General features: G+C 38.3%; 19 protein-coding genes. 18 read left to right on the forward strand and 1 reads right to left on the reverse strand.

The window, feature by feature from the left end; all coding sequences use genetic code 11:
• Nucleotides 1-6: 6 nt before the first annotated feature.
• From DESYODRAFT_RS11045 to DESYODRAFT_RS28150, 13 genes are all read left to right on the forward strand, one after another.
• Nucleotides 7-1,212, forward strand: coding sequence for a glycosyltransferase (locus tag DESYODRAFT_RS11045; RefSeq protein WP_007783014.1), 1,206 nt, complete (start codon nucleotides 7-9; stop codon nucleotides 1,210-1,212).
• Nucleotides 1,193-2,431 carry an O-antigen ligase family protein gene (locus DESYODRAFT_RS11050; RefSeq protein WP_007783015.1) on the forward strand — a complete coding sequence of 413 codons (1,239 nt, stop codon included), beginning with the start codon at nucleotides 1,193-1,195 and terminating at the stop codon, nucleotides 2,429-2,431. Before DESYODRAFT_RS11045 ends, DESYODRAFT_RS11050 begins: the two co-directional genes overlap by 20 nt.
• A 62-nt stretch (nucleotides 2,432-2,493) precedes the next feature.
• Nucleotides 2,494-3,945, forward strand: coding sequence for a lipopolysaccharide biosynthesis protein (locus DESYODRAFT_RS11055; RefSeq protein WP_007783016.1), 1,452 nt, complete (start codon nucleotides 2,494-2,496; stop codon nucleotides 3,943-3,945).
• A gap of 13 nt (nucleotides 3,946-3,958) precedes the next feature.
• Complete coding sequence (locus tag DESYODRAFT_RS11060) at nucleotides 3,959-5,398, forward strand: UDP-glucose dehydrogenase family protein (RefSeq protein WP_007783018.1); 1,440 nt, start codon at nucleotides 3,959-3,961, stop codon at nucleotides 5,396-5,398.
• A gap of 52 nt (nucleotides 5,399-5,450) precedes the next feature.
• Nucleotides 5,451-6,497 carry an SDR family NAD(P)-dependent oxidoreductase gene (locus DESYODRAFT_RS11065; RefSeq protein ID WP_007783020.1) on the forward strand — a complete coding sequence of 349 codons (1,047 nt, stop codon included), beginning with the start codon at nucleotides 5,451-5,453 and terminating at the stop codon, nucleotides 6,495-6,497.
• Between the two features lie 97 nt (nucleotides 6,498-6,594).
• Nucleotides 6,595-7,806 (forward strand): nucleotidyltransferase domain-containing protein, encoded by a 1,212-nt coding sequence (locus DESYODRAFT_RS11070; protein ID WP_007783022.1) that lies wholly within the window; start codon nucleotides 6,595-6,597, stop codon nucleotides 7,804-7,806.
• A 100-nt stretch (nucleotides 7,807-7,906) separates the two neighbouring features.
• On the forward strand, nucleotides 7,907-8,572 hold the full coding sequence (locus DESYODRAFT_RS11075) for a YveK family protein (RefSeq protein ID WP_007783024.1): 666 nt from the start codon (nucleotides 7,907-7,909) through the stop codon (nucleotides 8,570-8,572).
• Between the two features lie 15 nt (nucleotides 8,573-8,587).
• Nucleotides 8,588-9,334, forward strand: coding sequence for a CpsD/CapB family tyrosine-protein kinase (locus DESYODRAFT_RS11080; protein WP_007783026.1), 747 nt, complete (start codon nucleotides 8,588-8,590; stop codon nucleotides 9,332-9,334).
• Nucleotides 9,335-9,374: 40 nt separating this feature from the next.
• Entirely contained in the window at nucleotides 9,375-9,854 is a 480-nt protein-coding gene (locus DESYODRAFT_RS11085) for a lasso peptide biosynthesis B2 protein (RefSeq protein WP_427854315.1), read from the forward strand.
• A complete protein-coding gene (locus DESYODRAFT_RS11090; protein WP_157137160.1) occupies nucleotides 9,851-10,789 on the forward strand; it encodes a phosphoenolpyruvate carboxykinase (ATP) in 939 nt (312 codons plus the stop codon). Before DESYODRAFT_RS11085 ends, DESYODRAFT_RS11090 begins: the two co-directional genes overlap by 4 nt.
• Before the next feature lie 39 nt (nucleotides 10,790-10,828).
• On the forward strand, nucleotides 10,829-11,149 hold the full coding sequence (locus DESYODRAFT_RS11095) for a lasso peptide biosynthesis PqqD family chaperone (protein WP_007783032.1): 321 nt from the start codon (nucleotides 10,829-10,831) through the stop codon (nucleotides 11,147-11,149).
• On the forward strand, nucleotides 11,146-13,095 hold the full coding sequence (locus tag DESYODRAFT_RS11100; protein ID WP_007783034.1) for an asparagine synthase-related protein: 1,950 nt from the start codon (nucleotides 11,146-11,148) through the stop codon (nucleotides 13,093-13,095). Before DESYODRAFT_RS11095 ends, DESYODRAFT_RS11100 begins: the two co-directional genes overlap by 4 nt.
• A gap of 14 nt (nucleotides 13,096-13,109) precedes the next feature.
• Nucleotides 13,110-13,268, forward strand: coding sequence for a hypothetical protein (locus DESYODRAFT_RS28150; RefSeq protein WP_157137161.1), 159 nt, complete (start codon nucleotides 13,110-13,112; stop codon nucleotides 13,266-13,268).
• A 49-nt stretch (nucleotides 13,269-13,317) separates the two neighbouring features.
• Here the strand turns inward: DESYODRAFT_RS28150 and DESYODRAFT_RS11105 are convergent, their stop codons facing one another.
• Entirely contained in the window at nucleotides 13,318-15,018 is a 1,701-nt protein-coding gene (locus DESYODRAFT_RS11105; protein ID WP_042338444.1) for an ABC transporter ATP-binding protein, read from the reverse strand.
• Between the two features lie 419 nt (nucleotides 15,019-15,437).
• Here DESYODRAFT_RS11105 and DESYODRAFT_RS11110 point away from each other — a divergent pair, with 419 nt between their 5' ends.
• The 5 genes from DESYODRAFT_RS11110 (at nucleotide 15,438) to DESYODRAFT_RS11130 (ending at nucleotide 19,329) form a co-directional block, all read left to right on the forward strand.
• A complete protein-coding gene (locus DESYODRAFT_RS11110; protein ID WP_007783039.1) occupies nucleotides 15,438-15,797 on the forward strand; it encodes a hypothetical protein in 360 nt (119 codons plus the stop codon).
• Between the two features lie 90 nt (nucleotides 15,798-15,887).
• On the forward strand, nucleotides 15,888-16,769 hold the full coding sequence (gene galU, locus DESYODRAFT_RS11115) for a UTP--glucose-1-phosphate uridylyltransferase GalU (RefSeq protein ID WP_007783041.1): 882 nt from the start codon (nucleotides 15,888-15,890) through the stop codon (nucleotides 16,767-16,769).
• A gap of 398 nt (nucleotides 16,770-17,167) precedes the next feature.
• A complete protein-coding gene (locus tag DESYODRAFT_RS11120; protein WP_007783042.1) occupies nucleotides 17,168-18,055 on the forward strand; it encodes a LysR family transcriptional regulator in 888 nt (295 codons plus the stop codon).
• A gap of 206 nt (nucleotides 18,056-18,261) precedes the next feature.
• Entirely contained in the window at nucleotides 18,262-18,636 is a 375-nt protein-coding gene (locus DESYODRAFT_RS11125) for a CidA/LrgA family protein (RefSeq protein ID WP_007783045.1), read from the forward strand.
• Entirely contained in the window at nucleotides 18,637-19,329 is a 693-nt protein-coding gene (locus DESYODRAFT_RS11130) for an LrgB family protein (protein WP_007783046.1), read from the forward strand.
• Nucleotides 19,330-19,348: the final 19 nt, after the last annotated feature.

Genomic DNA, 19,348 nt, shown 5'->3' on the forward strand with positions numbered 1-19,348 from the left:
TTTTAAGTGAAAAAAATAGGGCTATACGTACCTAACCTTAGCAATGGCGGCGCTGAAAGAGTAGTTTCACGCCTATCTTATATCCTTAGTAATTACTATGAGGTATTTATTATTTTGAATGAAGACGTAGTCAATTACGATGTCTTCTGTAAGATAATCAATATCGATATACCGGCTCAATCAAATCTTTTTAAAAAAGTTTTCTTGCCTTTTCGCAGAGCAAAAAAGTTAAAAAAAATTAAACAAACCCATAAAATGGAAAGCGTAATAAGCTTTTTAACCAATGCAAATATTGTCAATGTATTATCTATAACACAAAATACATCAACAATATTATCTGTGCGAAATTTTTCTGAGTTGGAGAAGAATCAATCGAATTTAAGCAAAGTTAAAGACATTATTATGAAATTACTTTATCAAAGGGCAGATTGTGTGGTACCTGTATCATTAGCTTTAGAAAAGAGCTTAATTGAGAATTACAATATTCCTCGCCATAAAATCAAAACAATTTATAACCCATATGATATTGATGAAATAAATGCACTGTCAAAAACTACTATTGAGAGTATTGAACATAAACATTTCTTAAACACTGGAAAAGTTTTCATAACCGTAGGAAGGCTAACCTACCAAAAGGGGCATTGGCATTTATTAAAGGCTTTCTCGATGCTCCCGGATGATTGCCAGGCTAAACTGCTGATTATTGGAACTGGTGAAAATCAATCAAAAATTGAGCGATTAATTAAGACGCTTAATATAGAAGGGAAGGTATTATTAGCAGGATATCAAAAGAATCCGTTTCAGTATATTTCAAAATGCTACGCGTATGTGCTTACATCACTATTTGAAGGATTCCCTAATGCCATGGTTGAAGCAATGGCGTGTCAATGTCCAGTTATCGCGGCAGATTGTAAATCAGGACCGCGTGAAATTCTATTTGAGGGGGGTGATTTAAATAAGGAGATAAAACAGATAGAGTGCGCTGACTATGGGATCCTAGTGCCGAAGCTTTCAATGGAAGATAATTGGAGCGAAGAACTAGAGAATGATAGTGATAGATTATTGTCAAAGGCTATGAAAATGATGATAGACAATGAGGCTCTAAGAAATGAGTTAGGGAAAAAGGGACAAAAACGTGCAAGACTATTTAATTATCAAGTATGTTTGGAACGCTATATAAAGGGGATAGAAAATGCTCGATCAAAATATTGAGTTAAAGCGTTCTTGTTATAGAGGTGAAATATATGTAGAAAAATTGTGCGTTCCGGCTTTGATTCTATATATCACTTCCCTCTTTATTTTTGTAGACAATCCACAATTTGTAAATGTATCAAGAGTATTATTTTTATTCTTCGCTGGAGTTACAACTTTGGTGATAATATCTCGCCAAGAAGTTTATGTAGAGAAAGCGATGATATATCTTTACTGTTTCTTTGTGTTCTGTCTGGCATCATGTTTTTGGGCACTTAGTTATGACGACGCAGTAAGGAAAGTGGTTCTACTAGTACAGATGTTAATTTTATTGTTTTTAATCTGCCAAGCTCTGTCTTCGAAAAGACAGATAGATATTGTGGTTTTTGGAATAGCTATTGCAGGAGTAGCACTTTTCATTTATGGCGTTATTATATACGGTTTGGAGCATATATATTATGCGGTTTTAACTGGCGAGCGTTTAGGAAAGGAAATAAGCCAAGAAAATACAATGGGTCGTTTGGCAAGTATTGCATCAATAGTGTGGTTTTGTTATGGAGTACAAAAAAAGAACTACCTTTACTTTGCTGCTTGGCTTATGCCCTTTGTGATGGTGTTAGCAAGTGGCTCAAGAACTTCAGCTGCGATAGCTCTAATAGGCATACTTATTGCCATAATCGCAAAAATAGGATTTAAAAAGAGTTATAAGCTTTTAGTAAGAATACCTATAGTTGGCGTTTTGCTCTACTTTATATTGCAGTTAAGTATATTCGATTCAATAAAATTAAGATATTTTTCTCTATACTCAGCAGTTACTACTGGCGAGGGTGACGGAAATATGCGCATTAATATGGTGAAATGGGGCCTAGAGTGGTTTAAGGAAAGTCCCATCTGGGGTTATGGTGTAGGAAATTATGGAGAACTCCTAGTAAATAAAATTGGTTGGGACACCTATGCACATAATAACTTTATTGAGTTGTTAGTTGGTGTGGGGATAATAGGATTTTCGTTGTATTATGCTGTATACGCATATATATTTTATCATCTAAATCAATTGATGAAGAGGAAAGATCCAACAGCCACTATATTATTTATTGTTTTAATCATGTGGATTTGTTCAGAAATTGGTGCAGTGAACTATACAAGTAAAATGACGTATGTCCTAATAGGAATTTGCATCTCATATATAAGGCTAAGCAATAACCAAGAAATAACAAAACATTCCAGGCGAAAAGCTTGAGAATATAAAAGGACTAGAGAATAGATTGAATGCTACCGAATCTGCAGTAGGAGTAGAATGGATTGAAAGACGCTGAATTGAAGGAAAAGATGATTAAAGCCACAAAATGGTCGGCTTTAACTGAAATAGTTGCTAAACTGGTTATTCCGGTTACAAATATGATTCTAGCAAGACTTCTGACACCGGAGGCATTTGGTATAGTAGCAATTGTGACTATGATTATCAGCTTTACAGATATGTTCGCTGATGCAGGTTTTCAAAAATATTTGGTACAGCATGAATTTAAAAGCAAAGAAGAAAAAGACCAAAAGGCTGCAGTAGCCTTTTGGACAAATCTTGGTATATCATTATTTCTCTGGAGTGTCATCGCATTATTTTGTGAGCCGATCGCAACAATAGTTGGCAATCCAGGACTAGGTAATGTAATAACAATAGCTTGTATTCAATTGCCTCTAACCTCATTTTCTAGTATACAAATTGCTCTGTACAAAAGAGATTTTAATTATAAAACCTTGTTTTTAGTTCGGATAATATCGATTGGATTGCCATTTACGGTAACAATTCCTCTTGCTATTTTAGGGTTTAGCCATTGGGCACTTATTATTGGATCAATATGTGGGCAACTATCCAATGCAATTATATTAACAGTTAATTCTAATTGGAAACCAACATTTTTTTATAGATTTACGATCCTGAAAGAAATGTTGTCATTTTGCATTTGGTCACTCATAGAGGCGATTTCTATATGGTTAACGACATGGGCAGATTCGATTATTATTGCAAGCGCATTTAGCTCTTATTACTTAGGATTATATAGAACTTCCACAAATATGGTAAATTCGCTGATGGGGATTATTACTGCCGCTACTACTTCAGTACTCTTTTCTACACTATCCCGATTACAAGATGACGACAGGGAATTTAACCGCACTTTTTTAAAGATACAGCGAATCGTCTCAATTATAATTTTTCCCCTAGGAGTTGGCGTATTTCTGTATAGTGATTTAGCAGTACAGTTTTTTTTAGGTAGTCAATGGAAGGAAGCTACCGGTATTATAGGTATTTGGGCATTAGCGCAAATTGTAAGGGTTGTATTTTGTTACTACTGTAGCGAAGTTTATAGAGCAAGGGGAAGGCCAAAGCTATCATTTTTAGTTCAAGTACTTTACGCGCTAGTGCTGATACCTACTTGTATAATTAGCTCCAAATACGGTTTTGAGCCATTTATATATGCACGTTCAGCAACGGTAATAGAATTTGCTCTAGTTCATCTCCTGGTTATGAATTTTGCTATTGGGATTTCGACATTCAAAATTATAAAGAATGTATATCCGGCAGCTGCTTCGGCAATTGCTATGGGATTAGGTGGGTATTATTTACAACAAGTATCGGAAGGAGCGATATGGAGGGGTATATCGATAATAATATGCATTATCCTATATTTCGGTTTATCGCTTTGTTTTCAAAATACCAGAAAAGGGATAGTTGAATGGATAAAACGGACAGCTCACTGAAAGGAGTACAGCAATGAACAATGTAACATTTAGAACACTATCCTTACAAACGTGCCTCCCCAAAACTATACCCCATCCACTCAACATAGCAGTAGCAGGGACAGGCTATGTTGGTTTAGTCTCAGGAGTATGCATGGCACATAGAGGTCATCATGTGACCTGTGTTGATGTTGATGTGAAGAAAGTTACAATGATGCAACAAGGTATTTCTCCCATTTACGAACAGGACTTAGAGGAACTAATGTATCTTAATAAAGAAAGAATAACTTACACTACCGACTACAAGTCAGCCTACAAGAATGCTGAGGCAATATTTATCGGCGTTGGAACCCCGGAACAGCCCGACGGTTCTGCCGACTTGTCTTACATAGCAACAGTCGCCAGACAGATTGCTGAAACAGTGGAAAAGGACTGCCTTGTTGTGGTAAAATCCACAGTCCCTGTAGGTACCAATGACAAGGTGGAGCAATTTATAAAGGACTTTCTGCCCAGAGACGGTGAGAATGATATTCTTGGTAAGCATAAGCAGATAAAAATCGAAGTGGCAAGTAACCCGGAATTCTTAGCCCAAGGCACAGCGGTACGTGATACTTTAGAGGCGCCGAGAATTATCATTGGTACAAACAGTAAAACAGCCGAGGAAACCTTGAAGAAGATTTATGAACCGTTTGGCCTGCCTATTGTATCTGTGTCAAGAAGGTCTGCAGAGATGGTTAAGTATGCTTCCAATGACTTCCTGGCTTTAAAAATATCTTATATGAACGATATCGCTAACCTTTGTGAATTAGTGGGGGCAGATATTCAGGACGTGTCTGTGGGTATGGGATTTGATAGCAGAATAGGTAGTAAGTTCTTAAATGCTGGTATTGGTTATGGTGGCAGCTGCTTTCCTAAGGATACGAAAGCCCTGGAATATTTGGCAAAGCAAAATGGTTACGAACTAAGGACTGTTAAGGCTGCGATTGATGTGAATAAAGACCAGAAAATAGTTTTATATAAGAAGGCACGTAAGAGACTCATTACATTTAATGGCTTAAAAGTAGCAGTGCTTGGGTTGGCATTTAAACCGGGAACCGATGATCTGAGAGAGGCTCCATCGTTAGAAAATGTACCTTTGTTGTTAGAGCAGGGGGCAGATGTCTATGCGTATGATCCTGTCGGGGTAGATAATTTTAAAAAGAGATTTCCTGAGACTATGACAGAGAGTTTAGGGAGGCATGGGAAAGGCAGTATTAGATATGTGGAGAGCCCTGAAGAAGCACTAGAAGGCGCTAACGTATGCTTTATCTTTACTGAATGGGGTGAAGTCAAAGATGTGAAACCGGAAGAATATGTGAGACTAATGCGCACACCACTGGTTTACGATGGAAGGAATATTTATTGTGTGGAAGATATGAAGAAAGTAGGCGTGGAATATTACTCTATTGGCAGGAAGCAATCTGTCACTCGATAGATAGATTAATCATAGAGTATTTTCATTCTTAAGTAAAAGGAGACCAATTAATATGATTGAAGGATATCGAGAGTTAGACTTCAGTAAAACCTATTTAATTACCGGGGGCGCAGGGTTCATTGGATTTTTCCTGTCTAAGAGACTATTGGAGCAAGGATGTAGAGTCGTTGGATTGGATAATATGAACAACTACTATGATGTGAATTTAAAGGAGAGCAGGCTGAAGAAGTTGGAAGGATATGCCCGCTATACCTTCATTAAAAGGGACATTTCTGACAAGGACAATGTTAAGCAGGTCTTTAAGGAGTACAAGCCAAATATCATCGTGAATCTGGCAGCTCAGGCTGGAGTGCGTTACAGTATTGAGAATCCTGATTCTTATATTCAGAGCAATATCATCGGATTTTATAATATTTTGGAGGCCTGTCGGCATAACCAAGTAGATCACTTAGTCTATGCGTCCTCCAGTTCCGTCTACGGTGCCAATATAAATGTGCCGTTCTCAACGGAAGACCAGGTTGACAATCCCGTTTCTCTTTATGCGGCCACTAAGAAATCAAATGAGTTAATGGCCCATACCTATAGTCAGTTGTACGACATACCTTGCACGGGCTTAAGATTCTTCACGGTTTATGGCCCAATGGGGCGACCGGATATGGCTTATTTTGGTTTCGCTGAGAAGATTTTTAACGGCGAGGCCATCAGCGTGTTTAACTATGGGGACTGTTATAGAGACTTTACCTATATTGACGATATTGTAGAATCTGTGGCGCGGATATTGTGCAATCCACCGGTTAAGAGAGTGGAAAAGGATAGTATCTTAAACGGTATACAGTATGCAGTCTATAATATCGGCAACAATCAGCCTGAGAAGTTGATGGATTATATCGCTGCATTAGAAAAAGCTTTAAGCAAGGCAGTCGGGAGAGAGATTGTTGCAAAGAAAGAGTTCCTTCCCATGCAGCTGGGCGATGTCAAGGTCACTTATAGCAACAGTTCGCCTTTAGAGAGAGATTTTGATTTCAAACCTAGCACGAGCATAGAAGAAGGGTTACAGAAGTTCGCTGATTGGTATGTTGATTACTACAGAGTAAGTTGAATATAGATCGTTATAGACTCCCTGTTCATGAGTAAGTCAAGGCGAAAACAATAGACTCAGCAACAGTGGATACAAATACAGGAAGGATAGTTTTCGCATGTCATATAGTAATATAGTCCCCAAAATATCTACGGAACTGTTGTTTATGCTCAATTGTCTTAAATACGTACAAGCGGAAGAAGAACAGATGCACACGTTGGATCAAAGTCTGAATTGGGATTCTTTTTTACAATTGGCGATGAACCATAGAGTATTGCCTTTGGTATACAAAAAATTGAGCAATCCTAATAGCCCGGAGGTTCCTGAATATGTAATGAAAGCATTGCAGCAGGAGTGCAGAAACAACGCACTGAGAGCTGTTGGAATGGCTGGTGAAATGATCAGAGTTATTAGGATTATGGAAGAGAACGGAATTCGGCCGCTGATTTTAAAAGGTGCACCGCTCGCTTTAAAACTATATCAAGACATTGCCTTAAGGCCGTCAGTAGATATAGATATTATGGTTAAGCCTCTAGATTTCACAAAGGCCGAGAAACTCATGGATATGCTAGGGTATAAAAGGTTAAAGCCTGGTTCCTCGATGATTCAGACTCAACGGCAGAAAGAAAAATACTATAATAAATTTCAGCATTTCTCGTATTTCCATTTTGAACGGGCTATTTGTGTAGAACTCCACTGGAGAACTTACAATTTTGGCGTGAAAGGTATTCCTACCGCATCCGGTCTAAAGACTCAAACCATAGATTTTGGAGGATGTTTTGTAAGTACTATGGCTGATGAGGAGTGGTTAATGTATCTAATGGTACATGGGTGTAATCATATGTGGTCTCGATTGCGATGGTTGATTGATATAAAGAAATTTATGCAAATGACTATTGATTGGGATAGATTAATGTTATTAGCGGATAGTAATGAATTAAAAGTCATAGTGCACCTGACTCTAATTTTAGTAAATGAGCTTTTGGCTGTACCCATTCCTGGTCCTTTGTCTCAAGATGTGGCTAAGGATCGAAAAGCATGGAAACTGGCGCAGATCGTAATAGATGAATTACGTGATAACCCAGATGAAGTATCTTATTCTAGATCTTCATATTTAAAAAAGTTAGTATTTAAGCAACCTCAATATTATGTAAGTTTGCGTACGGGTTGGAAAAGGAAACTATTATATATATTTACCTATATCTCTGCCAAGATTCATCCTGGAGAGAAGGATCTCCAACTGTTCCCGCTTCCAAGTAATTTAAATTGGTTCTATTACTTAATAAGACCATTTAATTGGGTATGGAGACGTTTCTTTATTATAAAATGATAGTATGGAATACAGTTACATATTTCGTCGATATGTGTACGAAAAAAGCTACTACAACATTGAACACAAGATTAAAATACAGCAGGAAAGGAAGAATGAAGTGGAAATTAGGCGATTGTTTTATTCTCTAATTCGTAAGTGGTGGTTAATCGTACTTTTAGCGGTACTAGGCGGTGGAATAAGCTATTTGAGTGAGCACTATACGGAGCCAGTATATCAGGCGGAAACAAAATTATATATATCGAATAGGGCAGAAGCAAATGGAAAGGCATTGAATTCTTCGGAAATAGCACTTCGGCAGGAACTGGTACGTCAGTATTATGACATTATTTATAGCAGATCGATGACTTCAGCGGTATCGCAGGCGGTTAAGGAGTATAACCTTTCAGAAAATGAAATCTTATCTATGGTCAATATAGCTAGCAAAGAAGATACTAATATTTTCACAATTAGTGCCAGGGGGCCTGATCCAACTATTGTTGCTGCTGTAGCAAATGCAACGGGACGTGAATTTATAACTCAGCTTAATCAACTCTCCAACAGCGATAATGTTGGAATTCTGGATGCAGCGCTGGTCCCAAGTAATCCAGTCAATAGTATGGGAAGGCAAAAGGTCCTTTTGGGAATATTGCTAGGGTTAACGGTTGCTTTAGGTATTATATATAGTATTGAATACTATGACACAACAGTACGTTCGGCAGAAGACATCGTAAAAGGTCTGAATCTTCGCGTGATTGGAATCATTCCCGAACATGATATCCGATAAGGGAGGGCAATAGGAATGCAGATGAAATTATTTAATTTGTATGATCACGAAAATCAAGTTGTTCAAGAGGCCTATGCAATGCTTACTGCGAACATATACGTTGGCAATAATAAAAATATGTTCAAGACCTTTGCTCTGACAAGTTGCAATCCAAATGAGGGGAAAACGTCCCTTGCTATTAGCCTGTCAATTACTATGGCGCACTTAGGTTGGCAAGTACTCCTTATAGATGCCGATATGCGTAAGACTGCTGCAAAGAGGTTGAATGAAGGATCACAATTGGGTCTGGCTGATTATCTGGAGGGAAAAATTGAACTTGATCAGGCACTAAGTGAGACTAATATTCCACGCTTTACCTATTGTGCTTGCGGGAATGACCATCATAACCCAGTAGGGCTTTTATGCTCTGTCCGGTTCGAAGAGCTAGTGAGTAAAGTGAGAAATGACTATGATATCGTGCTTTTCGATACCCCAGCGCTAGCTAGCGTTGGGGATGGAGGCATTGTTGCCTCAAAAGTTGATGCGACTCTATTGACTGTGAAGATGGGTTTAACTACGCTGACAAGTCTAAAGCGCGTTAAGGAACAGCTTGAGGGGTTAAATGCCAATATTTTAGGAGTTGTATTAAATAAAGTCAAGAAGCGTGACTATAAACGGTACTTTGGATCTTACAACTATTTCTTCGCTTCCAAACGATTTTTCAATAATAAAAAAGTTAAGAATACTAATTTCCCCGTGGATGTGCACACATCTCAAATGTAGCGAAGTTTTAATAAATCAAGCATTTCACAGTAAAGGTTTGGTGCATTTGGAGATATATATTAGTCAATTTAAAAAAAAGATTAAGATAAACCTCTTGCTAACTATTGCGTTTTTTTTGATGGGGATTGTACGTTTAGCAGTTTTAATTATTCCATTTCGTTTTATTAGTCGAAGTATTGGCGAAAGAATGGCGGAATCCCCTATAGAGGTGAATTATTCTACTTATATGAAAGCGGCAAAAGTAGGTTGGGCAGTCAGTAAGATAAGTCAATTCACGCCGTGGGAGAGTAAGTGTTTAGTACAATCAATTACAGCCCAAATTTTACTTAGACTAATCAAAATACCCTATACTCTATATTTAGGGTTAGCTAAAGACGAGTCGAATAAATTAGTTGCTCATGCATGGTTAAGATGTGGTGGATTAATCTTAACAGGAGCTAGAGAAAAAGACAGGTTTGTTGCTGTTGCTAAATTTTCGAAATTTAGTAAAGAGGATGATAAAGGAAAGGTAAAGTATTGATGAGCAAACTTTACGAAAAGGCGAGAAGAAAATACAGGGCGTTTGGGCTAAGTGTTATTTCTGATTTTGTATTAGATGATTTTTTACCAGGTGAAGAAGCGGCAGAGATTGAAATAGTCAGGGGAAAGGTTCCTGATGAAATTAGGGAACCATTGAAAAAAAACGACTTCTTTCAACTATCTAAAAGAGAATTCTTATTGAAGATTGACGGTGTCGCTAAATTCCTTGTATCCGAGGGCAAACGTATTGTTATTGAACCTTGTCCGGAAGCGGATAATTTAAAGCTGAATAGTTATATTTATGGAACCTGTTTTGAAGTTTTGCTTATACAGCGTGGCATGCTGGCTCTACATGGGAGCGCAGTGGTTATTGATGGTAAATGTATCATTATCTCAGGTGTATCCGGTGCCGGTAAATCCACTCTTGCTTTGGCTTTAAGAGAAATGGGTTATCCCTTTTTAACAGATGATGTTGCTTTTTTGTCACTATCGGATGACGATACAATTTGGGTTTGTCCAGGCTTTCCTGTTCATAAACTTCGTAGAGATAGTGTAGAAACTATTGGAATTAATATGCAATCAATTTCTCAGATATATTTGAATAATCAAGATAAATGTGTAATGAGAGTTAAATATGGTTATCAGAAAGCGCCGGTACAGCTGTTTGCGCTTTTGGAACTGAGGTCTGAAACATGTAATCAGGTCAGTATGACAAGGCTTGATGGAATGCAGAAATTGTCAGTCTTATTTAATCATACTTTTCGTGGGAGTTTTCTTAGCTTATTAAGTATGGAAGTTGCTAATTTCAGAAAGCATGTTTCTATAGCAGGAAAAATATATGTATATCGAGTGATAAGACCTAAAAATACATTTACCCTTGAGAAACAGATCAAATTAATATTACAAGAACTAAAAGAATTAACTAACGTGAAGTAATCTTCGTACTAGTTATAAGTTAAGGAAGGATGAGTATATATGCCATTCAATAATAACAATTGTTTACTTAATGCTGTCGTCAAAAGAATTAATGATATCCCTTCTGCTGTCATAGATGATGAAATCGTCATGATGCATATTGAAAAGGGTAAATACTACGGCTTAGATCCTGTCGGTAGCCGTATATGGGGTTTGATGGAAAATCCCCAAATAGTAAGTTCTATAGTTAAGACATTGCTTGAGGAATATGACGTGGATACAATGACTTGTGAACAACAAGTCCTTGAGTTTATTAATAAGCTCAAGGATGAAGAGTTAATCGTTATCACGGATCTAAATGAGGGCTGCAGATTATTATGAGTGCTATTTGTGGATTTTTCCAGATGAATGATAAACCCGTTTCCGGTGAAATCGGTTCGGCCATGATGGAAAAACTGGCTAAATATCATGCTGACTACTCCGATGGTTTCTATGGAAAAGAATTTTTCTTCGGTTGTTTATTTCAGGTAATAACCCCTGAATCAAAGTTAGAAAAACTGCCCTATCATGATTATGAGGCAGGGTTGATTATTACGGCGGATGCAATTATTGATAACCGCTCAGAGCTTATGGATGTTTTTGGTATCCATTCCACCGATAGGGCGAGGGTAACTGATAGCCAGTTGGTATTATTGGCTTATAAGAAATGGGGCAATAAATGTCCTTGTTATTTAATAGGAGATTATGCCTTTGTGATATTTGATCAAAATAAGCAGGAGCTATTTTGTGCCAGAGATCACGTAGGGAAAAGAACGTTTTACTTTACAATGAATTCTGACATGTTTGCTTTTTGCACATTAATGAAGCCGCTATTTGTGATTCCCGGAGTTGAGAAGAAGCTAAATGATTTATGGATTGCCGACTTTTTGGCGTTGAATTCTGTTGTCCACGAAATTGATTCTAACCATACAGTTTACCGGGATATTCAGCAGTTGCCACCGGCACATTCAATGACGGTTAACCGAGATGGAACCAAAAAACTAAAATATTGGGACCCTCTTAAGTCACCAATAATCAAATTTAGAACCGATGCAGAATATGATCATGCTTTTCAGGATGTATTTTTTGAAGCAGTACACTGTCGTACACGCAGTATTGGATCAGTTGGAGTATCATTAAGCGGGGGGCTAGACTCAGGCTCTGTGGCATGTGTTGCGGCAAGAAAGCTTGAAGAAAAAGGTAAGGATCTCCAGGCTTTCAGTGCCCTGCCGATGAAGGGGTATAAAGAATGGCTGCCTGTCCACTTAATTTCAGATGAAAGTCCCTATATTGAGGCAATCAAAGATCAATATTCTAATATAAAGGTGACGTACTGTCGTTCAGAAGGAAGAAATTCGTATACAGACATTGATAAATACCTGGAATTATTAGAACAGCCTTATAAAATTGTCGAAAACTTGTTTTGGATGGATTGCATTACCGAAATGGCTGCCCGAAAAAATTGCAAGGTACTACTGGACGGGCAGTTTGGCAACGGAACAATTTCGTATGGAAATTTCAATATCCAAGCATATTCGTTATTAAGGCAAATGAGACTTATTTCATTAGTTAAAGAGATTACGGATTACTGTAGACTTCATAGAATTAGTCGGAAAAAGTTTTGTAAGTCTTTATTCATTAATTTTTTGCCGGCTATGTTACGTAAGCATATTCTAAAGACGAGCAGTAATAATGTAGAGAAGGAGTTCTCTCTAATTAACCCTGCCTTATCGTCGTATTATAATATAAGTGAACGTATAGAAAAAAAAGGTTACAGTTTAGATAATATGAGAAATTATACTTTATCGGAACTACGAAAATTTGCTATGGAGTCAACTGCATTTACTCATATTGCTACTATAGAAACTAAAATGTCTCTTGTTCATGGAATAGTTAAAAGAGATCCGACTAGGGATAAAAGAGTAATAGACTTCTGTTGTCGAATCCCAGGAGAACAATTTGTAAAACAGGGACAGGAAAGACGTTTAATACGCAGGGCAATGGAAGGTATTTTACCCGATAAAGTAAGATTGAATACTACAGTTAGAGGGCTTCAGAGTGCTGACTGGCTTCAAAGAATCACTCCTAATTGGGATGTAATAAAACAAGATATCGAAGATGTTATACAGAATGAAACTATTCAGCCCTATATAGATACGGCAGAAGTTGAAAGGGTAATAAATAAAAATAAAGTCCTGATAGACAATGAAACAAGGGACATAGATATTCGAATGCTTTTAGTTTGCTTGATTTTCGGGGTATTTATGAATAATGAGGCTTTCCCATGAAGGGAGGTGAAAAAATGGATGATCAGGTAAAAAAACGGTGGAATGAACCTCAATTATTAGATCTAAATCTAGATAAGACTAACTTTGTCTGGCAAGGTTCAGGGGTTGACGGTCTATGGATTAGTGCAGTAAATCCGCCTAGTCCACCACCACCTAATGTTTTTGGTAGTTAAACCTGTGAGAAAGTAATCAAAAAAAATAAGAGACATTTTACTACTAGGTTTAATTTTTATAACTAGTAGTATTTTTTTCTTCATATAAGGTACCTTCCGAGAGGCGGATGATACGATCGCATTTATCAAATACAGATTGACGATGCGTAATAGCAATACAAGTCCTTGGTGGGGTTAGCCTTCGGATGTTCTCAAAAATAGTACATTCTGTTTCTATATCTAAGGATGAGGTTGCCTCATCCAATAGTAAAATTGATGATTGTCTTAATAATGCCCGGGCAATGGAAAGACGTTGCGATTGGCCCTCAGATAGGCCTACACCATGCTCACCTATTAAAGTATTCATGCCATCAGGGAAATTTTTAATAAACTGCCAGGCGCAGGCTGTCTTTGCTGCAACTATTAATTCATTGTCTGATGCTGAAGGGTTTCCAATACGTAAGTTTTCAGCAATGCTACTTGAGAATAATGTATTTCCTTGTGGAACGTAAGAGAAATGTTTTTTTGTATTATCGGATACTAATACTTTACCGTAGTTCTTATGAAGTAAATAGATGGCTCCATTCAGTGGGGGGAGAAGCCCCAGCAGCATTCGAACGAGTGTCGTTTTTCCTTCACCGGAGGGCCCAATTAAAGCAACAATTTCACCAGGATGAATGGTTAATGAGATATCAGAAAGAATCATGTTACGATTATCATAGGCAAATGAAGTGTGGTCTATGAATAGGCCCATAGGTTCGTTAATGGTCGATAGTACAGAATCATTCGATTTTTCCAACTGTAATTCTTCAAATTCCATTAAACGTTCCGCTGAAGCAATTGTAGAAACAACTTGAGGCAAACTACGAGCCAGACCTTCAAATGGGCCTTGTACTTGACCCACAAGCTGCAAAAAGGCCGTAAAAGTGCCAAAGCTGGAAATACCTCGAGAAAGATTGATTGCGCCTAACACGAATGCCATAAAGAATCCAAGCCGATATCCCAGTCCTATAACTAAGCTAGTTGCAATTCCATACTTTGCACGCTTCATTGTTAAATCTAATTTGGTTTTCTGTAACTCCTTGATACGCTGTAAGTTCCACTTGCTAATCTCAAAAATCTTAATAATTAGGGAATTTTGAATCGATTCATGGATATATGAACGATAACGGCTTTCTGAGGACTGAATAGCATGTTGCATTTTTTTAAGTCTCCGACCAACAAGCCAACCAAGACAAACTGAAATTGGGCCTAAAATAAAAGCGAAAATTGCCATTGTTTTATCATAATATAAAAGTGTTAAAAATGCCGCAATTAATTGAACGCTGAGAGATATTAAACTTGGAAGCAGAGTCACGATTCCATTAACAATAATAGAGACATCACTAGTTAAGCGGGTTAATACATCACCGCTGTGGTATTTATTTAAGCTATTCCATTTAATCTTATATAATAAACTAAGAAATTCTTTTTGTATATCATTGTTTAATTTCTCTCTTAGATAAGTGGACTTTATATTAACTAAGGAAGAAAGAAGTACTTGCATAAGTATCAAGAGGGCAAAAACTACGATGTAGATGCCTGCTTGTCGGATATCCTTCTGAACCGAAAAATCAATTATGTGTTTTGTACTAATTGCTGTGGCAACGGTAGCTAATGGAATAAAGGAATTCAATAAAATAATCATTAGAAGAGAGTTCCTATATTGTCTAATGTATTTTGCAAGCCAAAAATATGCATTTAAATTAATTAATTTTCCTTGTTTAAGCATATATTCGATTCCCCTACATCTTAATTACCTCAGGTAAAAGGCCTTTCCTGTTTATATATATCAAATATAACACAGATTGCCATATTCTATCAGCATTAATTTTTTAATTATTATATTTGTTTTTTGAGGAGAAGGATAACTGATTTTCTAAGTAACATTAGTAGTGAGATGAGTTACATAAGTCCATGGATTGGTATATTGGCTATTGTATAGTGCGTAGTAGCACTTACGGGAGTAGAAGAAGTACTCCTATTGGGTATAAAGGGTAGACCTTAGAGTGAAGAAATGACATGGAAAATAGAAGATAATAACAATAGATACATTGTTGATACAAAATATCCTGTCTTTAGTCATAGTTCTTTAGATAACCCCTTAGTTATGAGTAATTCATTTCATGTTAAGCGGGGGAGATGATAGCAATGCTGACTAAGTCCCAAATCATCCTACAAATTAATGAGGTGTTTTCGGACTTCGTTCACGACTATCCGATGTGTGAAGAATATCGTGAGGAAATCCTTGATATAACTGCGTATAGAGTGTTGAAGAGTCAAAAAACCATTGATAACTATGTACTTGCTCCGCAAGTTAGAGTCGACATTATAGTGGAGCTTACAAAGCTTGCCATGTTAATTCAAGGGTATCGAAATTATAACGTGATTCCAAGAAAGTCAGAAAAAAGATCTTACCAACGATATTTTACGTATGATAAAACCGGAAAAGTAATCTTCACAGCTATCACAGATCCAAACTGTAAGATGAACACTGATATTAGCGGATAAGAACTAAAATCTATTATTGAAGTTGCTAATTAATACATGCTTACATAAATGCTAAAGTCGTCTAGTCATTTTTAAAGGGGAGCGAAAGTGATGCGTAAAATTCGAAAAGCAATAATTCCGGCAGCGGGACTGGGGACCCGTTTTTTGCCAGCAACAAAGGCCCAACCAAAAGAGATGTTGCCTATTGTGGATAAGCCGACGATACAATATATTGTGGAAGAGGCTATTGAAGCTGGAATTAAAGATATTATTATAGTAACAGGACGGAATAAGCGAGCCATAGAAGATCACTTTGATCGCTCTATGGAGCTTGAGGGCTTTTTAGAGAAGAAGTCAAAAGAGGATCTGTTAGATTTGGTTCAAGGTATCGCTCAAATGGCGGATATTTATTATGTTCGGCAAAAAGAAGCGTTAGGATTGGGACATGCAATTTATAGTGCTCGAAAGTTTATTGGTAATGAGCCCTTTGCAGTCCTTTTAGGGGATGATGTTATTTATTCTGAAGTGCCTGTATTACGTCAAATGATAGAACAATATGAGCGCTATGGTGCAAGCATAGTAGGGGTTCAAGAGGTCCCAATACAGGATACGTCCAAATATGGGATCGTGGATGGTGAGAAGTTTGCAGATCGGCTTTACCGGTCTAAGAATATGGTAGAGAAGCCTCGTCCGGAAGAAGCCCCAGAAACTCATTTAGCCATCATGGGAAGATATATTTTGAATCCGGAAATTTTTAATATTTTAAGCGACCTTCCGGTTGGTAAGGGTGGGGAGATTCAGCTCACGGATGGGATTAAGGAGCTTGGACGGTATCAGGATATCCATGCTTATGAATTCGAAGGGCGCAGGTATGACGTTGGGGACAAGTTAGGCTTTGTGGAAGCTACGATCGAATATTCCTTGCGTCGGGGAGATCTTTCAGATGATCTTATGGTTTTCTTGCGAAAGCTGGTTCAGAAAGCAGAGACTTAAAGGGTCAGACCCCCACACAATGCCACCTGACATCAACTAATCAACTTATTGTGAGTTCAGTATGTACGAAGACCGATCGCGTGATCGGTCTTTTGGTCTGATCATTCAGGTAGTTACTGAGAAACGCGATCGTGTGTTGCAGTCAGAGTGTGCTATGAATCTTGTTAGTAGTGTGAAGCCGGCTGCCGCACGTGGTTAACTTGGGGGATATATCCGCTCCGGATTAATATGCCAGCCGGGTAAAAGCTGCCAGCAACGAATTGATGACGGGCATATCTCATGACCTTGAATCTTATAAGTTTACAAGCAAAAAGGATGATAACAGAGTTAGAAAGTGGTATAATATCCCGTTGATGAAGAAATTTATGTTCATGAAGGTAGTTTTCGGAGGTTTGAACATGGAAATCAGACATTTGGAGTATTTTGTTGAAGTGGCACGTCAGAAGAGTTTCAGTAAAGCTGCGGAAAAATGTCACGTTACTCAATCAACCATCAGTAAATTGATCAAAGATCTGGAAGTGGAACTGGGCACTTCGCTGTTTAACCGGACATCTAAATACGTGCAATTGACGGATACAGGGGCTATATTTCTTGATCAGGCTTTAGAGATCGTAACCATGTTCGAAAATTTAATTAATGAATTTCAAAACCGAATTAAGCTTGAACAAGGAAAAATTTCCATTGGCTTGCTGCCCATTACCGGAACCACCCTTTTTGCCGAATTGCTGGGAGAATTTAAAAAGAAGTACCCGCAAATAGAAATTAGCCTTTCTGAGCACGGATCGAAAAAAGTTATCATGGATATTTTAGACGGAACCTTAGATGCCGGAGTAGTCTGCAGTGTGCCGGACAGTCAGTATTTTGACTCTTTTGCTTTTGCCGAAGATCCCTTATATGTTATCGTTTCCGCCCAGAATCCAATCAGCAAATCAGCATCCATCGATCTCAAGTCATTGGCAGATGAACCTTTCGTTTTATACTCCAGCGAATTCAGCCTGCATGACGAGATCATCGGCAAATGTAAAAATGAAGGCTTTTCACCCAACATTATTTTTGAGACGTCCCAGTTTGAGCTGATGACCCAGATGGTTGCCGCTGATTTAGGAATCGCTTTTCTGCCGGGGGCCGCTTGCCGGGAACTGGACCCGCGGCGTTTTGCGGTTATACCGGTGACCAACCCGCAGATTATTCACCAGATGTTCATCATCTGGAAACGAGGTCGTTCAATGTCCCATGCGGCTAATTTATGGTTGCAGTTTGCCGCCAGGTTCTTTGCCAAAAATTGATCTGCCATGGGGGAAAATAAATACAGTTTAAAGGCTTTTACCTATCTTTAGGAAGGAAAAGTCTTTTTTATTTTGTTCTGAATAATAGTGCGAACTTAGGAGTGGAACTATCTATTGAATCGATAGATAAGATGACAACTATCTATTTTACTAATAAAAAGAATGGCTATATAATCGAGCATAGAAAGAGAAGGAGATGAGAGCTCATGACTCAGGGGTTGCGTTTTATCGTGCAGATTGCTTTGCTTTGGGTAATCTATCAATTGGGAAATTGGGTAGCGGAAAAAAGCCATCTTCCCATTCCGGGAAATGTTCTGGGAATGATTATCCTATTTTTGTTATTGCTGGCGGGAATTATTCGGATCGAATGGATTGAAAAAGGAGCAGATTTTCTGCTTAAACATCTTGCTTTTTTCTTTATTCCCATTGCCGTAGGATTAATGCAATGGATTGGTCTATTCCAATTAAGCGGAGTCCAGCTTTTAGTGTCAATTATTCTTGGCACAGCAGTATGTGTTATGGTTATGAACTCAGTGACCACCTTGCTGGTCCGGTTTCGTTCACCTAAAGGAGGAGTTTAAATGAACCTGTTATATGTATTGATGATGATGGCAATTACAGTAGGCGCCTATGCCTTTAGCCGTTTTTTAAATAAGCGTTATCCGAGTCCATGGGTCAATGTGGTCTTCCTGAGTACCGCCTTAATCATCGCCGTTTTTTGGATTTCCGGCGTCACGGTGAGCCAGTACCAGGAGACCAAGACTATTTTGACTTACCTTCTGGGGCCGGCCACAGTGGCTTTGGCCGTCCCGCTCTACCGGAACCGGGAGATATTAAGAAAAAATATCCTTCCGGTGGTGGGTGGGATCGTGGTAGGAACCACGGTTAATATCGTCACGACGGTTTTAGTGGCTGAATGGTTAGGGTTGGATAAGCTCATAGTGACCTCCTTAGTGCCTAAATCGGTGACTGTGCCCATTGCTGTCAGCGTTTCCGGCATCTTAAACGGTGATCCAACCCTCACTTCTGTTTTCGTCATTGCTACCGGTATCATCGGGTCCTTTCTGACCCCCGTCTTATTAAATCTGTTCAAAGTGACCAATCCCCTGGTGCGCGGATTAGCCTATGGAACAACTGCCCATGGCCAGGGTACGGCATCGGCCTTGGCTGAGGGAACACTTCAGGGCTCCATGTCAGGGGTGGCCATGGGAATTGCCGCAATTTATATGTCCGTCGCTGCTCCGTTTTTAGTTCATCATTTATTAAGTCTATAAGAGGATGGGGTCTGACTGA

It is taken from the genome of Desulfosporosinus youngiae DSM 17734 (genome assembly GCF_000244895.1).
GTDB classification, from domain to species: domain Bacteria; phylum Bacillota; class Desulfitobacteriia; order Desulfitobacteriales; family Desulfitobacteriaceae; genus Desulfosporosinus; species Desulfosporosinus youngiae.

What these genes read in the sequence shown, in the direction of transcription:
- DESYODRAFT_RS11095 (WP_007783032.1), top strand. Translation starts at nt 10,829, where the DNA reads ATGCCATTCAATAATAACAATTGTTTACTTAATGCTGTCGTCAAAAGA.
- DESYODRAFT_RS11050 (WP_007783015.1), top strand. Translation starts at nt 1,193, where the DNA reads ATGCTCGATCAAAATATTGAGTTAAAGCGTTCTTGTTATAGAGGTGAA.
- DESYODRAFT_RS11110 (WP_007783039.1), top strand. Translation starts at nt 15,438, where the DNA reads ATGCTGACTAAGTCCCAAATCATCCTACAAATTAATGAGGTGTTTTCG.
- galU (WP_007783041.1), top strand. Translation starts at nt 15,888, where the DNA reads ATGCGTAAAATTCGAAAAGCAATAATTCCGGCAGCGGGACTGGGGACC.
- DESYODRAFT_RS11070 (WP_007783022.1), top strand. Translation starts at nt 6,595, where the DNA reads ATGTCATATAGTAATATAGTCCCCAAAATATCTACGGAACTGTTGTTT.
- DESYODRAFT_RS11100 (WP_007783034.1), top strand. Translation starts at nt 11,146, where the DNA reads ATGAGTGCTATTTGTGGATTTTTCCAGATGAATGATAAACCCGTTTCC.
- DESYODRAFT_RS11105 (WP_042338444.1), bottom strand. Translation starts at nt 15,018, where the DNA reads ATGCTTAAACAAGGAAAATTAATTAATTTAAATGCATATTTTTGGCTT.
- DESYODRAFT_RS11060 (WP_007783018.1), top strand. Translation starts at nt 3,959, where the DNA reads ATGAACAATGTAACATTTAGAACACTATCCTTACAAACGTGCCTCCCC.
- DESYODRAFT_RS28150 (WP_157137161.1), top strand. Translation starts at nt 13,110, where the DNA reads ATGGATGATCAGGTAAAAAAACGGTGGAATGAACCTCAATTATTAGAT.
- DESYODRAFT_RS11065 (WP_007783020.1), top strand. Translation starts at nt 5,451, where the DNA reads ATGATTGAAGGATATCGAGAGTTAGACTTCAGTAAAACCTATTTAATT.
- DESYODRAFT_RS11130 (WP_007783046.1), top strand. Translation starts at nt 18,637, where the DNA reads ATGAACCTGTTATATGTATTGATGATGATGGCAATTACAGTAGGCGCC.
- DESYODRAFT_RS11120 (WP_007783042.1), top strand. Translation starts at nt 17,168, where the DNA reads ATGGAAATCAGACATTTGGAGTATTTTGTTGAAGTGGCACGTCAGAAG.
- DESYODRAFT_RS11125 (WP_007783045.1), top strand. Translation starts at nt 18,262, where the DNA reads ATGACTCAGGGGTTGCGTTTTATCGTGCAGATTGCTTTGCTTTGGGTA.
- DESYODRAFT_RS11080 (WP_007783026.1), top strand. Translation starts at nt 8,588, where the DNA reads ATGCAGATGAAATTATTTAATTTGTATGATCACGAAAATCAAGTTGTT.